The sequence below is a fragment of the Corallococcus sp. AB038B genome, from assembly GCF_003668955.1.
Classification (GTDB): domain Bacteria; phylum Myxococcota; class Myxococcia; order Myxococcales; family Myxococcaceae; genus Corallococcus; species Corallococcus exiguus.
This window is the reverse complement of record NZ_RAWO01000009.1, coordinates 76,312-95,056: the sequence shown is the minus strand read 5'-3', so window position 1 is coordinate 95,056 and position 18,745 is coordinate 76,312. Positions and strand designations below refer to the sequence as shown.

At 69.8% G+C, this 18,745-nt stretch carries 5 protein-coding genes (1 of these 5 cut by a window edge); 1 reads left to right on the top strand and 4 read right to left on the bottom strand.

Annotated elements, in window-relative coordinates:
- Positions 1-6: 6 nt before the first annotated feature.
- The 4 genes from D7Y04_RS29100 to D7Y04_RS29085 form a co-directional block, all read right to left on the bottom strand.
- Positions 7-1,104: a 6-phosphofructokinase gene (locus D7Y04_RS29100; protein ID WP_120593860.1), complete on the bottom strand. Its 1,098-nt coding sequence runs from the start codon at positions 1,102-1,104 to the stop codon at positions 7-9.
- A gap of 154 nt (positions 1,105-1,258) precedes the next feature.
- Positions 1,259-1,738, bottom strand: a complete 480-nt coding sequence (locus D7Y04_RS29095) for a hypothetical protein (protein WP_120593861.1) — start codon at positions 1,736-1,738, stop codon at positions 1,259-1,261.
- A gap of 76 nt (positions 1,739-1,814) precedes the next feature.
- The gene (locus D7Y04_RS29090) at positions 1,815-2,822 is read right to left on the bottom strand and encodes a CPBP family intramembrane glutamic endopeptidase (RefSeq protein ID WP_158620557.1); all 1,008 of its coding nucleotides are present in this window, start codon (positions 2,820-2,822) and stop codon (positions 1,815-1,817) included.
- Between the two features lie 86 nt (positions 2,823-2,908).
- Positions 2,909-4,513, bottom strand: coding sequence for an MBL fold metallo-hydrolase (locus tag D7Y04_RS29085; protein ID WP_121761398.1), 1,605 nt, complete (start codon positions 4,511-4,513; stop codon positions 2,909-2,911).
- Positions 4,514-4,826: 313 nt separating this feature from the next.
- Between D7Y04_RS29085 and D7Y04_RS29080 the strand changes: the two genes are divergently transcribed.
- Positions 4,827-18,745 carry the 5' portion of a non-ribosomal peptide synthetase gene (locus D7Y04_RS29080; RefSeq protein ID WP_158627606.1) on the top strand. Its footprint extends 17,593 nt past the window's final position, so the window shows 13,919 of its 31,512 coding nt (coding positions 1-13,919); it begins with the start codon at positions 4,827-4,829; its stop codon lies off the right edge, out of view.

The window sequence follows — 18,745 nt, the reverse complement described above, 5'->3', positions numbered from 1 at the left end:
CTCCCCTCAGTCCCCGAACCCGATGCCCATGCTCCGCGCGAACCGCACCAGGTCTCCCTGGACGTCCACGCGTCGCTCCTTGCGAGACTCACTCAGCGGCACGGGAACGACTTCGTTGTTCCGAAGCGCCACCATGTGCCCCCACTGGTTGTCCCGCACCAGGTCCAGCACCTTGCATCCGTAGCGCGTGGCCAGCACCCGGTCCGCCGCGCTCGGGCTGCCGCCGCGCTGCAGGTGGCCCAGCACCGTCACGCGGATCTCCGCGTCGATGTGGCTCGCCAGCAGATCCGCGCACACCTTGCCGGAGCCGCCCAGCCGCACCACGCCCCGGCCCCGGATGTCCGCGGCCTCCGCCAGCACGGACAGCGCGCCGCCCTCCGGATACGCGCCCTCCGAAATCGCGATGATGGAGAAGCTGCGCCGCCGCGTGGCCCGCCGCTTCAGCGTCTCCAGCAGGGACTCCACGCGGTACGGAATCTCCGGGATGAGGATGAGGTCCGCGCCGCCGGCGATGCCGCTCTCCAGCGTGAGGAAGCCCGCGTGGCGGCCCATGATCTCCACCACCATCACGCGGTCGTGCGCCTCCGCGGTGGAGTGCAGCCGGTCCAGCGCCTCCGTGACGATGAGCCGCGCGGTGTCGAACCCGAACGTCTGGTCCGTGCCGGACAAATCATTGTCGATGGTCTTCGGACACCCGACGACCTTCAGCCCCTTGTCCGCCAGCTGGTGCGCGATGGACAGCGTGCCGTCCCCGCCAATCGCGACCAGTCCGTCCAGCCGCAACTCCTCGCAGCGGCGCAGGACCGAATCCGACACGTCCCGATCCACCCAGGCATCACCCTCACGCACCGGGTAGGAGAACGGGTTCGCCTTGTTGGACGTGCCGAGGATGGTGCCGCCCTTGGGCAGGATGCCGCGCGTGTCCTCCACCCCGAGCGGGCGGACGAGCTCCGGCTCCACCAGGCCCATGTAGCCATTCTCGATGCCGACAAACGAGTGGCCGAACTCGTGCACGCCTCGACGGACGAGGCCACGGATGAGCGCATTGAGTCCCGGGCAGTCGCCACCGCCGGTGAGGACGCCGAGTCGAAGAGGTCGAGCCATAGGAGCGAAAAAAGTCGGACGCGGGTGTCAGTGGGAACGGGCGACACTATGACAGCAACGTCGGTGCGGATTGTAGGTGCCACCCCAGGGGGGTGCAACGCGCGAATCAGCGGTTGCGTCGGATCCGCGCTCGCTGGGACGCGGGGGCGGCCCCTCAGTCGCGCTTGAGGCGACGCCGGGAGGCCAGCCGGTCCAGGAGGGCCTGGAGGCGATCCTCCTTCTGCTCCGGAAGGGCCCGGTCCGTGGGGGACTGCACAGGCATCTCGCGGGCCATCCGGTACAACTCTTCCAGCCGCTCCAGCACCAGCTCATTGCCGGGGCGCTCCTGAAGTGCCCGGCGGTACGCGGCGGCGGCGCCCACGTAATCACCCAACGTGAAGAGTCGCTCGCCCTCCTGCATGGGCGACGGCGGGCCCAGCGGGAGGCGCTGGGGTTCGCGCACGCGATTCTTCAGGTGCTGCAGCTCCTCCGGCTGGAGGCTGTCGCGCAGCTGGGCCAGCCTGGCGGCCAGGCTCTCTTCGCGCGGAAAGGCGGCCAGGAGGTGCTCGAAGAGCTCGAACGCCTCCGCCAGCTCGCCCCGGCGCAGGGCGCGGTCGGCACGTGCTTCCATGTCGGCCCGGACGGCAGGGGTCATCTCGCGCGGGAGAGTAACTGTTGCCCGCCCGGGATGTCACATGCGGAAAAGCCTGCGCTCGCCGGGCCGCAAGGCCTCAGGCAGGCGTCGCGGAGGACTCCGGCAATACCGCGCTTTCCGTGGTCCGAGCGCTCCGCTTCCAATGGCGGAAGAGCCACACGGCCACCAGCCCGTGGAGCAGGAGGCCGAAGACGCCCTCTCCGTTGAAGACCCAGACCTGACCGCCGAAGAGCCCCGGCCGGCCGTTGTAGACGCTGCCGAAGAGCAGCGGGTTGATGATGTTCCAGCTGATGTGGAAGAGGGCGGGCGGCCAGATGGAGCGCGACGCCATGTAGAGCTGCGCGAACACCACCGCGGCCACGGCGATGGACAGGAGGAACGTCACGTTCTGCCCCACGTGCCCGCGCTGCGTGGAGGAGAAGATGAGGGGCAGGTGGAACGCGGCCCACACCGGCATGGTGATGGCCGCGGCCAGCGCCGGCCGGTGCATCCACCAGCGCACCAGCGTCCCGCGCCAGCCCACCTCTTCACCCAACTCGCTGGGGACGCCGAAGCCCACGACGGGCCCCCAAACCAGCGCGGCCAGGCCGTAGCGCAGCCAGCGCCAGCGCTCGGGCAGCTTCGCGCCCAGCTTCTCCACCCAGCGCCAGCGCACGGACGCGGCGGCCAGCCACCACGTCACCGTCAGCGCCCAGAACAGGAGGATCATCACCGGCACCGTCGCCACGCCCGTCACTCCGAACGGGCCCTTGAGCAGCTGCGGCTGGAACGTGATGAAGGACGCGTCCCCGGTCGCGAACCGGATCGCGTAGGCCAGCGGCGCGATGACAGCGCCATACGCCAGCGGCAGCGCCAGCCCCAGGAACCACCACTTCCAGCCGGGGAAGGCGAAGCCCACCGCGGAGGGAGGCTCACGACGGAAGAACCACGAGCACGCGAGGCCCACGATGCCCGGAACGCACATCATCCAGCGCATCAGCCACACGGACTTCTCGCCGCCAGCGATGAACGCCACGGCCATCGTCCAGCTCACCGCGAGCGTCACCGCGATGAATGTGAGGGTTTCTTTCCGGGGATTCCTCATGTTCCGGAGCATACCGGTTGGGCTCGTCCCGTCGAGCCCAACGTACGAGGGGAGGGCGGCCAGGCCGCCCAGCGCCCGCGTGCGAATCAGCCCTTGAGGTGGACCTGCCGCGCGCCCTCGAGTCGTTCGGCCTGGAGGCCGCGCTCGCGAGCGGTGGTGAGCAGCAGATCCGACTCCTTCATGCGGGGCGTCTCCGGCGTGGCGGCGGGCCCGATGATGTGCTCCATCCAGGGCTCCAGGCCCATGGCGTAGTTGAAGATCCGCTTCGCGCCCACGAGCTCCAAGAGGCGCAGGCCTTCAGCGGAGTTGCTGCCGCGGCACCGGCGGTTCTTCTCCAGCTTGCGGTCGCGCTTCTTGGGGAAGAAGCCCTCCAGCATCCACGTGTGCGGCGCGCCGACGATCTCCGTGTTCATGAAGACCGTGTGCAGATCGCCCACCGTGCTGCGCAGGTCGCGGTACGTCGTCTCGTCCACGCACATGGAGTCGGCGGCGAAGAACAGCCGCTCCTCGCCCGTGCGGATGATCCACGCGGACTTGGCGTGGGCCACGTCGCCGTGCTCGCCCATGAACGGCGCGGCGATGATCTCTCCGTCCGGGATGGGCAGGGACTCGTAGAAGTAGGGCTCCAGCACGTTCTTGAAGCCGAGCGCCTTGCCCAACAGCCGCGGCGAGTAGTCACCCGCCAGGGCGCCGCTCGCGCGCGGCACCATCAACGTGCCGATGCGGTGGCGCAGGCGCAGCAGCGTTTCGATGTCCAGGTGATCCGGGTGGCTGTGGGTGATGACCACGTAGTCGATGCGGCGGGGCAGGTCCGCGAAGGACATGCGCTCCAGCGGGACCGCCACCTTCTCCGGCCGCACCGGCACCACCGCGTCGATGAGGATGGACGTTCCCTTCCACTCCACCAGCACGCAGGCGTGGCCCACGTAGCGGATACGCACCCCTGGCCCGTTCCAGGTCTCGGGAAGGGTCTGCGTCGCCTCCGTGAGCAGGGGCATCAGGTCCGCGTCGGACTTCACCGCGTCGCCCAGCAGGTCGCGGATCCACTCCAGCGGCTTGGGCTCCACGTCCAGGCTGAACAGCTTGTCCAGGCGCTCGTCGTGGAAGGGCACCTTCCAGTCCAGCTGCCCCGCCTCCATCAGGCGCGGCGTGGTGAGCAGCGAGTCGCGCTCCGCGTCCGCCTTCAGCCGGCGGAGCCGCATCGACTGGAGCTCCGTCTTGTGGTGAGGGCCGCGGTACAGCAGGCCCTCGTGCACGCGCATCGACGGGCGGTTCACGTAGTCATAGACCAGCTCCACCTTGCCCTTGAGCACGTCCGGCAGCCGCGCGTACAGCGGCTCCAGGGACTGGCCCTTGGCCTCCGCCAGCAGCTGCGTCTGGAACTCGTCGAACGCCTCCGCCAGCTTGATGTTGTCCTCCTGCGCGGTGGTCATCCGCTGCATGAGCGCGCGCACCTCTTCCGCGCGCTCCGGCGCGATGCCCACGAAGGAGCTGCCGCTCAGCTCCGGATCCTTCGCCGCCTTCGCGTGGAAGTCCGGCGTCTGCAGGTAGGCCTTCAGCAGCGGCAGCAGATAGGCCTGCAGATGCAGGCTCGCGGGCATGGGCGCCACCGTCATCCACCAGGCCTGGAAGTCCTGGACGAGCGGTTCAACGAGAGTGGCGTCCGCGAGGCGATACAGGGGAGCAGTCATGGTGTGCGATCAGGGAGTCTCCGCACCCGCACTCGATTCACGGCGGTTCGAAGAAGGGAACTCGCGGAGTCAAGGGAGGGCGGAGTGAGTGCTGAAGACCAGGAAGCAGGGCTGACGAGCGAATCTGAGCGATTCGAGCAATTTGTTCAAGTTCAGTAGAACCCATTCCTAGTGGTATTCTCGTATCCAGTTCTGCTCCCCCGGACACATTGCAAGGGCGCCTGTGTCACGCACATCGTGCGTGTGCGTCGCACAGGAAGTCGGCCCACTGAAGCCTTTGCGGTGATCTCCGGCTTTCCACATGGGTTCTTCCTTGCCGCGTTCCCCTGAGCTGACGCCCTCGCATTCCACTCTCGTCGAAATCTTGCGGAGCCGGGCTGAATCACGACCCGATCAGCCGCTGTACACGTTCCTGGACGACGCGGGGCAGGAAGACGGAGCGCTGAGCTACGCGGGACTGGATGCGCGGGCGCGACGGATCGCGGTGGCGCTGCGGAAGGTGGCGAAGCCGGGCGAGCGCGTGATGCTGCTGTACCCGCCCGGGCTGGAGTACGTGGCGGGGTTCTTCGGGTGCCTCTACGCGGGGCTCATCGCGGTGCCGGCGTATCCGCCGGATCCGATGCGGCTGGAGCGGACGCTGCCGCGACTGCGCGCGATCATCCAGGACGCGAACGCGACGGTGGTGCTCACCACGTCCGGCATCCTGTCCATGACGGAGTTCGTCTTCGAGCAGGCGCCGGATCTGCGCTCGCTGCACTGGGTGGGGACGGACGAGATTCCGGCGGGTGGGGAAGCGGAGTGGACGCCGCCGGCGGTGGACGCGTCGACGCTGGCGTTCCTCCAGTACACGTCGGGATCCACGGGCTCGCCCAAGGGCGTGATGCTGAGCCACGGCAACCTGGCTCACAACCTGGCGCTGATCACCGACGCGTTCGAGCTGGGCCCCAGCAGCTCGGCCGTCATCTGGCTGCCGCCGTACCACGACATGGGGCTCATCGGCGGCATCCTCACGCCGCTGTACGCGACGTTCCACGCGGCGCTGATGTCGCCGATGACGATGCTCAAGAACCCGCGCGTGTGGCTGGAGGCCATCACCCGCTACAAGGCCACCATCAGCGGCGGGCCGAACTTCGCGTTCGACCTGTGCATCCGGCGCATCCCGGCGGAGGAGCGTCAGTCGTTGGACCTGAGCTCGTGGCGGGTGGCGTTCACCGGCGCGGAGCCCATCCGTCCGGCGACGCTGGATCGCTTCGAGCAGGCCTTCGGGCCGCAAGGCTTCAAGCGTGAGTTCTTCTTCCCGTGCTACGGCCTGGCGGAGGCGACGCTGCTGGTGTCGGGCGGGCGCGTGGAGGCGCCGCCGGTGCGCTGCGCGCTGGATGCTCCGGCGTTGGAGCAGCGCCGGGCGGTGCTGGTGGACGCGGCGAAGCCGGAAGCGCGCGTCCTGGTGGGCTGCGGCGACGAGCGGCCGGGACACCCCGTGGCCATCGTGGATCCCCAGACGCGCGAGGCGTGCGCGCCCGGCGGCGTGGGCGAAATCTGGGTGCGCGGCCCCAGCGTGGCGCTGGGCTACTGGAACAAGCCGGAGGCGACGGCGGAGGCGTTCCATGCGCGCGTGAAGGGCACGGACGAAGGCCCGTTCCTGCGCACGGGCGACCTGGGCTTCATGCGAGACGGCGAGCTGTACGTCACCGGCCGGGCCAAGGACCTGATCATCATCCGGGGCCGCAACCACTACCCGCAGGACATCGAGCAGACGGTGGAGGAGAGCCACCCCGCGCTGCGCGCTGGCAGCGTCGCGGCGGTGTCGCTGGAGGTTGCGGGCGAGGAGCGCCTGGTGGTGGTGCAGGAGATCGACCTGCGCAAGGCGGGCAACCTGCGCAAGCAGGTGGACATGGCGGAGGCGGCGGTGAAGGAGATCCGCCAGCGCATCGCCGAGCGGCACGAGGTGCAGGTGCACGCCGTGGCGCTGATCGAGCCCGGCAGCATCCCGAAGACCTCCAGCGGGAAGATCCAGCGGCACGCGAGCAAGGCGCAGTTCCTCGCGGACGAGCTGCGCACGGTGCTGGTGTGGCGCGAGCCGGGGTTCGAGGAGGCGGAGGAGACCGAAGCCGCCGAGTCCTCGGAGCCTGCCCAGGCGCCGGTGCGTGAGGACGTGCCGGAGGCCGCGAGGGCCACGCTGACGTGGCTGGTGGAGCGCGTGGCGGAGCAGCTGAAGATGCCGGCGAAGATGGTGGACGTGCGTGAGCCCATCACGCGCTACGGCCTGGATTCGTTGAGCGCGGTGGAGCTGGCGCACACGGTGGAGAAGGGGCTGGGGATCGCGCTGCCCATGGAGCTGCTGCTCCAGGGGCCGAACCTGGTGGATCTGGCCAAGCGCATCACGGCCTCGAAGCAGGAGCCGAAGGCAGCGGTGCTCGCGCCCCGGCCGAGGGGAGCCACGCAGCCGCTGTCGTTCGCGCAGCAGCGCCTGTGGTTCCTGGACCGGTTGGAGCAGGGCAGCGCGCTCTACAGCATCCCGGGCGCGGTGCGTCTGGACGGAGCGCTGGACGCGGAGTCGATGCGCCGGAGCCTGGAGGAGATCGTCCGCCGGCACGAGTCGCTGCGCACGACGTTCCGCGAGGAGAACGGCGAGGCAGTGCAGCTCATCCACCCGGCGAAGGCCTTCGAGCTGCCGGTGGTGGACCTGACGGGGTTCGAGGAGGCATCGCGCGAGGCGGAGGCGCGGCGGTGCGTGGATGAAGAGGCCGTGCGCCCGTTCGACCTGGGCGCGGGTCCGCTGGTGCGCGCGCGGTTGCTGAAGCTGGGCGAAGCGAAGCACGTGTTGCTGGTGACGATGCACCACATCGTCTCCGACGGCTGGTCCATGGGCGTGCTCGTGCGTGAGGTCGCCGCGCTCTACGACGCGTTCCGTGGCGGACGGGGTTCTCCGCTGCCGGCGCTGAAGGTGCAGTACGCGGACTTCGCGCAGTGGCAGCGGGAGTGGCTGCTGGGCGGCGTGTTGGAGAAGCAGGTCGGCTACTGGAAGCAGCGGCTGTCCGGAGCGCCCGCGGTGCTGGAGCTGCCCACGGACTTCGCACGTCCGGCGGCGCAGACGTACCGCGGCGCGACGGTGCCGGTGAAGCTGGGAGCGGAGCTGAGCAAGGCGCTGGGCGCGCTGGCGAAGAAGGAAGGCGTCACGCCGTACATGCTGCTGCTGGCGGCGTTCCAGGTGCTGCTGGGGCGCTACTCGGGGCAGGACGACATCTCGGTGGGTTCGCCCATCACGGGCCGCACGCGCGCGGAGACGGAGGGCCTCATCGGCTTCTTCGTCAACACGCTGGTGCTGCGCACGAAGCTGGAGGGCAATCCGTCCTTCCGCGCGCTGCTGGCCCAGGTGAAGGAGACGACGCTGGGTGCGTACGCGCACCAGGACGTGCCGTTCGAGAAGCTGGTGGAGGAACTGCAGCCGCAGCGCAGCCTGAGCCACGCGCCGCTGTTCCAGGTGATGTTCGTGTTGCAGCAGGACGTGCTGCCGCACTTCCGTCTGCCGGGCGTGGAGCTGTCGCCGTACGAGGTGGAGTCGAAGACGGCGAAGTTCGACCTGACGCTCTACCTGACGGAGACGGCGGGCGGGCTGGACGGGACACTCGAGTACAACACGGACCTGTTCGCCGCGGCGACGGCGCAGCGGATGATGGAGCACCTGCGGGTGCTGCTGGAGTCGCTGCTCACGGATCCGGGAGCGAAGCTGTCCGACCTGTCGCTGATGGGCGCGCAGGAGAAGCAGACGCTGCTGAAGGACGTGTCGGGGACGGACCTGTCGGCCCCGGTGAGCGGGACGATGCAGGCCCTGTTCGAGGCGCAGGTGGCTCGCACGCCGGATGCGCCCGCGGTCCACTTCGATGGACAGGCGCTGACGTACGCGCAGCTGGACGCGCAGGCGAATCAGCTGGCGCACCACCTGCGCGGCATGGGCGTGGGCCCGGACACGCTGGTGGGCGTGAGCCTGGAGCGTTCGGCTCGGATGGTGGTGGCGCTGCTGGGCGTGCTGAAGGCGGGCGGCGCCTACGTGCCGTTGGATCCGGCGTACCCGCGTGAGCGCCTGGGCTGGATGCTGGAGGACGCGCAGGCGCCGGTGCTGCTGACGCAGCAGAAGCTGCTGGGCGTGCTGCCGGAGCACTCCGCGAAGGCCGTCTGCGTGGACACGGACTGGGCCGTGATCGCGCGGCAGCCGACCACGCCGGTCGCGACGAGCACGGGCGAGGGGAACCTGGCCTACGTGCTGTACACGTCGGGTTCGACGGGCCGTCCGAAGGGCGTGGCCATCGAGCAGCGCAGCGTGGTGGCCTTCCTGCACTGGGCGACGGCGGCCTTCACTTCGCAGCAGCTGGCGGGTGTGCTGGCGGCGACGTCGCTGAACTTCGACCTGTCGGTGTTCGAAGTCTTCGCGCCGCTGACCAGCGGTGGTGCCGTCATCGTCGCGGAGAACGCGCTGGCGCTGCCGACGCTGAAGGACGCGGGCCGCGTGACGCTGGTGAACACGGTGCCCTCCGCGATGGCGGAGTTGGTGCGCAGCCAGGGCGTGCCGGAGTCGGTGCGCACGGTGAACCTCGCGGGCGAGCCGCTGCTGAACCGGCTGGCGCAGCCGCTGTACGGACTGAAGCACGTGGAGGGCGTCTACAACCTCTACGGCCCGACGGAAGACACGACGTATTCGACGTACACGCGAGTGGAGAAGGGCGCCGCGCGTGAGCCGACGATTGGCCGTCCGCTGACGGGCTCGCGTGCGTACGTGCTGGACGCGTGGCTGCGCCCGGTGCCGCAGGGCGTGCCGGGCGAGCTGTACATCGCGGGCGCAGGCCTCGCGCGAGGCTACCTGGCCAAGCCTTCGCTGACGGCGGAGCGCTTCGTGCCGAACCCGTTCAGCACCGACGCGGGCGCGCGGATGTACCGCACGGGTGACCGCGTGCGGTGGCTGGCGACGGGCGAGCTGGAGTACCTGGGCCGCATCGACTTCCAGGTGAAGGTGCGTGGCTTCCGCATCGAACTGGGCGAGGTGGAGTCGGCGCTCGCGTCGCAGCCCGGCGTGCGTGAGTCGGTGGTGGTGGTGCGTGAGGACGTGCCCGGCGACAAGCGCCTGGTGGCGTATGTGGCGGGCGCGTCTCTGGACGTGGCGGAATTGCGCAAGGGCCTGAAGGCGCGGCTGCCGGAGTACATGGTGCCGTCGGCGTTCGTGGTGCTGAACGCGCTGCCGCTGACGCCGAACGGGAAGGTGGACCGCAAGGCGCTGCCGGTGCCGGAGGCCCAGTCGCAGAGCCAGTACGTAGCGCCGCGCACGGCGACGGAGGAGCAGGTGGCCTCGCTCTTCGCGCAGTTGCTGCGCGTGGAGCGCGTGGGCGCGGAGGACTCGTTCTTCGAACTGGGCGGTCACTCGCTGCTGGCGATGCAGTTGGTCTCCCGGCTGCGTACGGCCTTCGGCATCGAGGTCCCGCTGCGTTCGCTGTTCGAGCTGAACTCGGTGGCCTCGCTCGCGTCGTTCGTCGACGGGAAGAAGCAGCAGGCGGAGGCCGCGAACCTGCCGCCGCTGAAGCGGGTGTCGCGTGAGGGCGTGCTGCCGCTGTCGTTCGCGCAGCAGCGCCTGTGGTTCCTGGACCGGTTGGAGCAAGGGAGCGCGCTCTACAACGTGCCGGGCGCGGTGCGTCTGGATGGCACGCTGGATGTGGAAGCCCTGCGGCTGACGCTCCAGGAGATCGTCGCGCGGCACGAGTCGCTGCGCACGACGTTCCGTGAGGACAACGGTCAGGCGGTGCAGATCATCCAGGCCGCGGGCCGGATGGACCTGCCCGTGGTGGACCTGTCGACCGTGGCCGAAGCGGCACGCGAGACGGAGACCCAGCGCTGCGTCAACGAAGAGGCCGTGCGTCCGTTCGATCTGGGCACGGGCCCGCTCTTCCGCGCTCAGTTGCTGAAGCTGGGTGACGCGAAGCACGTGCTGCTGGTGACGATGCACCACATCGTCTCCGACGGTTGGTCCCTGGGGGTCCTCGTGCGCGAGATGGCCGCGCTCTACGAGGCGCACTCGCAGGGCCGCGCCATGCCGCTGCCGGAGCTGGCGGTGCAGTACGCGGACTTCGCGCAGTGGCAGCGGGAATGGCTGCTGGGCGGGGCGCTGGAGAAGCAGGTCGGCTACTGGAAGCAGCAGCTGGCCGGGGCTCCGGCGATGTTGGAGCTGCAGACGGACTTCGCGCGTCCCGCGGTGCAGACGTACCGTGGCGCGACGGTGCCGGTGAAGCTGGGCGCGGACCTGAGCCGCACGCTGAACGCGCTGGCGAAGCAGGAAGGCGTCACGCCGTACCAGTTGCTGCTGGCTGCGTTCCAGGTGCTGCTGGCTCGTTACACGGGCCAGGACGACATCTCGGTGGGTTCGCCCATCGCGGGCCGGACGCAGGCGGAGACGGAGGGCCTCATCGGCTTCTTCGTCAACACTCTGGTGCTGCGCACGAAGCTTTCGGGCAACCCGAGCTTCCAGCAGCTGCTGAAGCAGGTGCGCGAGACGACGCTGGGCGCGTATGCGCACCAGGACGTGCCGTTCGAGAAGCTGGTGGAAGAACTCCAGCCGCAGCGCAGCCTGAGCCATGCGCCGTTGTTCCAGGTGATGTTCGCGTTGCAGCAGGACGTGCTGCCGCACCTGAAGCTGTCGGGCATGGAGTTGTCGCCGTACGAGGTGGAGTCGAAGACGGCGAAGTTCGACCTCACGCTCTTCCTCACGGAGACGGCGGGCGGACTGGAAGGGACGCTCGAGTACAACTCGGACCTGTTCACGGCGGCGACGGCGCGGCGGATGACGGAGCACCTGCGGGTGCTGCTGGAGTCCGTGGCGGTGCGGCCCATGGCGAAGGTGTTCGACCTGTCGCTGATGGGCGCGCAGGAGAAGCAGACGCTGCTGCTGGACGTGTCGGGGACGGACCTGCCGGCTCCGGTGACCGGGACGATGCAGGCGCTCTTCGAGGCGCAGGTCGCGCGCACGCCGGATGCAGCGGCCGTCTACTTCGATGGAGAGGTGCTGACGTACGCGCAGCTGGAGGCGCAGTCGAACCAGCTGGCGCATCACCTGCGTGGCCTGGGCGTGGGCCCGGACATGCTGGTGGGCGTGAGCCTGGAGCGCTCCGCACGGATGGTGGTGGCGCTGCTGGGCGTGCTGAAGGCGGGTGGCGCCTACGTGCCGTTGGATCCGGCGTACCCGCAGGATCGTCTGGGCTGGATGTTGGAGGACGCGCAGGCGACGGTGGTGCTGACGCAGCAGAAGTTGCTGGGCGTGCTGCCCAAGCACTCGGCGCGCAACGTGTTCCTGGATACGGATTGGGAGAACATCTCCAAGAACCCTGCTTCGCGCGTCGATGCGCGCACGGGCGTGAGGAACCTGGCGTACGTGCTGTACACGTCGGGTTCGACGGGCCGTCCGAAGGGCGTGGCCATCGAGCAGCGCAGCGTGGTGGCCTTCCTGCACTGGGCGACGACGTTCTTCACGCCGGAGCAGCTGTCGGGCATGTTGGCGTCGACGTCGCTGAACTTCGACATCTCGGTGTTTGAAGTCTTCGCGCCGCTGAGCATCGGTGGTTCCGTCATCGTCGCTGAGAACGCACTGGCGCTCCCGACGATGAAGGACGCGAGCCGGGTGACGCTGGTGAACACGGTGCCCTCCGCGATGGCGGAGCTGCTGCGCAGCCAGGGCGTGCCGGAGACGGTGCGCACGGTGAACCTCGCCGGTGAGCCGTTGCTGAACCGGCTGGCGCAGGCCGTCTACGGGCTGAAGAACGTGGAGGCCGTCTACAACTTCTACGGCCCGACGGAAGACACGACGTATTCGACGTACTTGTGCGTGGAGAAGGGCGCGACGCGGGAGCCGACGGTGGGCCGTCTCCTGACGGGCTCGCGGGGGTACGTGCTGGATGCGTGGCTGCGTCCGGTGCCGCAGGGCGTGCCGGGCGAGCTGTACATCGCGGGTGCGGGCCTCTCGCGAGGCTACCTGGCGAAGCCTGCTCTGACGGCGGAGAGGTACATCCCCAATCCCTTCAGCCAGGAGCCCGGGGCGCGGATGTACCGCACGGGCGACCGCATCCGCTGGTTGCCGAATGGCGAGCTGGAGTACCTGGGCCGCATCGACTTCCAGGTGAAGGTGCGTGGCTTCCGCATCGAACTGGGCGAAGTGGAGTCGGTGCTGTCCACGCAGCCCGGCGTGCGCGAGTCCGTGGTGATGGTGCGCGAGGACGTGCCCGGCGACAGGCGCCTGGTGGCGTACGTGGCGGGTGCGTCTCTGGACGTGGCGGAGCTGCGCAAGGGTCTGAAGGCGCGGCTGCCGGAGTACATGGTGCCGTCGGCGTTCGTGGTGTTGAGCGCACTGCCTCTGAATCCGAACGGGAAGGTGGACCGCAAGTCACTGCCAGTGCCGGAGGCCCAGACGGCGCAGGGCCAGTACGTGGCTCCGCGCACGGCGACGGAAGAGCAGGTGGCCACGATCTTCGCGCAGCTGCTGCGCGTGGAGCGCGTGGGTGCGGAGGACTCGTTCTTCGAGCTGGGCGGCCACTCGCTCCTGGCGATGCAGCTGGTCTCCCGGCTGCGCACGGCCTTCGGCGCCGAGGTCCCGCTGCGTTCGCTCTTCGAGCTGAGCACGGTGGCTTCGCTTGCGGCGTTCGTGGATACGGCCGTGTCAGGCCGTGATGCGTCCAAGGCCCCGGCGATCACGCCTCGGCCCCGGAGCGCCACGGAGTCGCTGTCGTTCGCGCAGCAGCGTCTGTGGTTCCTGGACCAGCTGGAGCAGGGCAGCGCCTTCTACAACGTGGCGGGTGGTGTGAAGCTGGAGGGCGCGCTGCATGTGGAAGCCATGCGGCGGGCCCTGGAAGAGATCGTCCGCCGGCATGAGTCGCTGCGCACGACCTTCCGCGATGAGAACGGTCAGGCGGTGCAGGTCATCCACCCGGCGAAGGCCTTCGAGCTGCCGGTGGTGGACGTCTCCGGTGCACAGGACGCGGAAGCGCGGCGGCTGGCGGAGGAAGAAGCCGCGCGCCCGTTCGAGCTGGGCACGGGCCCGCTCTTCCGCGCGAAGCTGCTGAAGCTGGGCGACGCGAAGCACGTGCTGCTGGTGACGATGCACCACATCGTCTCCGACGGCTGGTCCATGGGCGTGCTCGTGCGCGAGGTCGCCGCGCTCTACGAGGCCCAGGTCCTCAACCAGAAGTCGCCGCTGCCGGAGCTGGCGGTGCAGTACGCGGACTTCGCGCAGTGGCAGCGGGAGTGGCTGCTGGGCGGAGTGCTGGAGAAGCAGGTCGGCTACTGGAAGCAGCAGCTGGCCGGGGCTCCTGCGGTGCTGGAGCTGCCGACGGACTTCGCACGCCCCGCGGTGCAGACGTACCGCGGCGCGACGGTGCCGGTGAAGCTGGGCGCGGACCTGAGCCGCACGCTGAACGCGCTGGCGAAGCAGGAAGGCGTCACGCCGTACCAGTTGTTGCTGGCTGCGTTCCAGGTGCTGCTGTCCCGCTACAGCGGGCAGGACGACATCTCGGTGGGTTCGCCCATCGCGGGCCGCACGCAGGCGGAGACGGAGGGCCTTATCGGCTTCTTCGTCAACACGCTGGTGCTGCGCACGAAGCTTTCGGGCAACCCGAGCTTCCAGCAGGTGCTGAAGCAGGTGCGTGAGACGACGCTGGGCGCGTACGCGCACCAGGACGTGCCGTTCGAGAAGCTGGTGGAGGAGCTGCAGCCTCAGCGCAGCCTGAGCCATGCGCCGTTGTTCCAGGTGATGTTCGCGCTGCAGCAGGACGTGCTGCCGCACCTGAAGCTGTCGGGCGTGGAGCTGTCGCCGTACGAAGTGGACGCGAAGTCGGCGAAGTTCGACCTGACGCTGTCGCTGACGGAGACGGCGGGCGGACTGGAAGGGACGCTCGAGTACAACACCGACCTGTTCGCGGCGGCGACGGCGCAGCGGATGACGGAGCACCTGCGGGTGATGCTGGAGTCCGTGGCGGCGCGTCCCTCGGCGAAGCTGTCCGACCTCGCGCTGATGGGCGCGCAGGAGCGTCACCAGGTGCTGGTGGCGTGGAACGATACGCGCGGCGACGTCACGGGTGACGTGACGTTCCCGACGCTCTTCGAGGCCCAGGTGCGTCGTGCGCCGGACTCGCAGGCGCTGGTGTTCGAGGATGCGTCGCTCACGTACGCGCAGTTGGATGCGCGGGCGAACCAGCTGGCGCACCACCTGCGCACGCTGGGCGTCGGGCCCGAGGTGCGTGTGGCGCTCTGCGTGGAGCGTTCGCTGGAGCTGGCGGTGGCGATGCTCGGCATCCAGAAGGCCGGTGGCGCCTTCGTGCCGTTGGATCCGTCCTACCCGCGTGAGCGCCTGTCCTTCATGTTGGAGGACAGCGGCGCGCCCGTGCTGGTGACGCAGGACTCGCTGAGCCAGCAGCTGCCCTCCGACGGCCTGCGCGTCGTGCGCATGGATGTGGAGGCGGCGCACCTCCGGACGCTGCCGGAGACCGCTCCGGCTTCCGGCGCCAACGCCGACGCCCTGGCGTACGTTATCTACACGTCCGGCTCCACGGGCCGCCCCAAGGGCACGCTTCTGCCGCACAGGGGCCTCAACAACACCGCCCGGCAGGCCGCCGCGGCGAAGGGCCTGGGCACGGGCCGCCGTGCGTTGCAGTACGCGGCGTCCAGCTTCGACGCCAGCGTGTGGGAGGTGTTCAGCACGCTCGTGTCCGGGGCCACGCTGGTGCTCGCGCCGCGCGACCGCCTGCTGCCGGACGAGCCGCTGCGCACGCTGCTGAAGTCGCAGCGCATCACCACCGTGACGTTGACGCCGTCGGTGCTCGCGCAGTTGAGCACGGACGGGCTGGACGGGCTGTCCACCATCGTCTCCGCCGGTGAGGCGCTGAGCGTGGAGATGGCTCGCAAGTGGGGGCAGGGGAGGACGCTGATCAACGCGTACGGCCCCACCGAGACCACGGTCTGCGCGACCCTTACGCACGGCGGTGTCCGGGCGGAGCGCCTGACCATCGGCAAGCCGCTGGCGAACGTGCAGGTGTACGTGCTGGATGCCCTGCACCATCCGGTGCCCGTGGGCGTCGCGGGCGAGCTGTACGTCGCGGGCGAAGGCCTGGCGCGCGGCTACCAGGGCCGGCCGGACATGACGGCGGAGAAGTTCGTCCCCAACCCGTTCAGCCAGGATCCCGGCGCGCGGCTGTACCGCACCGGCGACCGCGTGCGCTGGCTGGCCGAGGGCGAGATCGAATACCTGGGCCGCATCGACCACCAGGTGAAGGTGCGCGGCTTCCGCATCGAACTGGGTGAAATCGAGGCCGTGCTGCTGCGCCACGCGGACGTGCGTGAGGCGGCGGTCGTGGTGCGCGAGGACGTGCCGGGCGACAAGCGGCTCGTCGGCTACGTCGTGCCGCAGCCGGGTCGGACGGTGGACGCGGCCTCGCTGCGCAAGCACCTGAAGGACGGCGTGCCGGAGTACATGGTGCCGTCGGCGTTCGTGGTGCTGGACGCACTGCCGATGACGCCCGCCGGCAAGGTGGACCGCAAGGCCCTGCCGGCCCCCACCGGCGCGCTCACGCGTCCGGATGCCTACGTGGCCCCTCGCACGCAGACGGAGACGCGCGTGGCGGCTCTCTTCGCGCGCGTGCTCACCGTGGAGCGGGTGGGCGCGGAGGATTCGTTCTTCGAACTGGGCGGCCACTCGCTGATGGCCACGCAGCTGGTGTCGCGTCTGCGCGGCGAGTTCCAGGTGGAGCTGCCCCTGCGCGCGCTCTTCGAGTCTCCGACGGTGGCCGCCCTGGCCGCCCGCGTGGACGAGGCCACCGGCGCCGAGCGGAAGTTCAAAACGCCGCCGCTCAAGCCCGCGTCGCGTGAGGGCTCGCTGCCGCTGTCGTTCGACCAGGAGCGCCTCTGGCTCTTCGAGCAGCTCACGCCGGGCACGCCCATCTACAACGTGCCCAGCGCGGCGCGTTTGACTGGCGACCTGGACGTCGACGTGCTCCGCCGTGGCCTGGAGGAGATCGTCCGGCGCCACGAGGCGCTGCGCACCGTCTTCCATCAGGACGCGTCCGGCGCGCCCGTGCAGGTCATCCTGCCGGCGAAGCCGTTCGTGCTGCCCGTGGTGGACCTGTCCTCGCTGCCCGCCGACCAGGCGGAGGCCGAGGCCCGGAAGCACCTGAACGCGGAGGCCGCTCGGCCCTTCGACCTGGTGCAGGGCCCGCTCCTGCGCGCCCAGCTCCTGAAGCTGAGCGCGCGCGAGCACGTGCTGTGCCTCGCCATGCACCACATCGTGGTGGATGGCTGGGCCGTGGGCGTGTTCATGAACGAGCTCCAGGCGCTCTACACCGCGTTCTCGCGCGGAGAGCCCTCGCCGCTGCCCGCGCTGCCCGTGCAGTACGCGGACTACACCCTCTGGCACCGCCAGTGGCTGAGCGGCGACGTGCTGGAGCAGCAGATCTCCTGGTGGAAGAAGCAGCTCGCCGGAGCGCCCCGCATCGCGCTGCGCACGGATGCGCCGCGTCCCGCGGGCGACCGCTTCCACGGTGACAGCCGCCGCTTCCACCTGTCGCCGGACCTCACGTCCCGCATCGAGGCGCTGGGACGAGGGGAGGGCGCCACGCTGTTCATGGTGCTGCTCGCCGCGTTCGACGCGCTCCTGCACCGCCGCACCGGCCAGGACGACATCGTCGTGGGCACGGACATCGCGAACCGCGCCCGCGAGGAGCTGGAGTCCCTGGTCGGCTTCTTCACCAACCAGCTCGTCCTGCGCACTCAGGTGTCGGGCGACCAGTCCTTCCGCTCGCTGCTGGACCGCGTGCGCAAGGGGACCCTGGACGCCTACGAGCACCAGGACCTGCCCTTCGGCACGCTGGTGCAGGCGCTCAAGCCGCCGCGCGAGCCGGGTGGCCAGCTGTTCAACGTGAAGTTCGTGCTGGAGAACGCGCCGCTGCCGCCGCTCCAGCTCCCTGGCCTGGAGCTGAGCCTCCTGGACGCGGAGACGAACGGGACCGCCAAGTGGGACCTGCTCGTCGTCGTGTTCCCGTGGCAGGGCGGGCTCACCGTCACGGTGGAGCACAACACGGACGTGCTCGACCGCGCGTCGGTGGAGCGCCTGTTCGCCCACTTCGAGTCGCTGCTGCGCGCCGTCGTGGACGATCCCGAGCTCCGCATCGGCACGCTGCCGTTGCTCACGCCGGATGAGCGCAGCACGCTCGCCGCGTGGAACGACCGCCCGCGGACGTACCCGCACGGCCAGCCCGTGTCGCGCGTCTTCGAGGCGCAGGCCGCCCGCGCCCCGGACGCGGTGTCCGTGAGCTTCGAGGGTGAAACGCTCACCGCCGCGCAGCTCAACGCGCGCGCCAACCAGCTCGCGCACCACCTGCGTGCCCTGGGCGTCAAGCCCGGCAAGCGCGTGGGCGTATCCCTGGAGCGTTCGCTGGACCTCGTCGTGGCGGTGCTGGGCATCGCCAAGGCGGGCGGCGCGTACGTGCCGCTCGACCCCAGCTTCCCCACTGAGCGCCTCTCGATGCTCATCGAGGACGCGGGCCTGTCCGCGCTCGTCAGCGTCTCCGCGATCGCGGACGAGCTGCCCGCGCAGTGGCTCCAGGTGATCTGCCTGGATGACGACGCGGCCGCGCTCGCGAAGCGTTCGGACGCCAACCTCGAAACCGCGCCGAGCGGCGAGGACGAGCTGTACGTCCTCTACACCTCCGGCTCCACGGGCCGGCCCAAGGGCGTGTCCGTGCCCCACCGCGCCGTGGTGCGCCTGGTATGCGGCCCGGAGTGGGTGAGCCTGTCGTCGAAGGACGTGTTCCTCCAGCTGGCGCCGCTCGCGTTCGACGCGTCCACCTTCGAGCTGTGGGGCGCGATGCTCAACGGCGCGAAGCTCGCCGTGTTCCCGCCGCGCGCGCCCACCCTCGACGAACTGGGCGAGGTCATCAACCGCGAGGGCGTGAGCACCCTGTGGCTCACCGCCGGTCTGTTCCACCAGATGGTGGACGGCAACCTGGACGGCCTGCGCCCCGTGCGCCAGCTCCTGGCGGGTGGTGACGTGCTGTCCCCCGCGCACGTGCTGCGCGTGATGGAGCAGCTGCCCGGCTGCCGCGTCATCAACGGCTACGGCCCCACGGAGAACACGACGTTCACCGCGTGCTACCCAGTGGAGAACGCGGGCACGCTGGGCATCTCCGTGCCCATCGGCCGTCCCATCAACGGCACGCG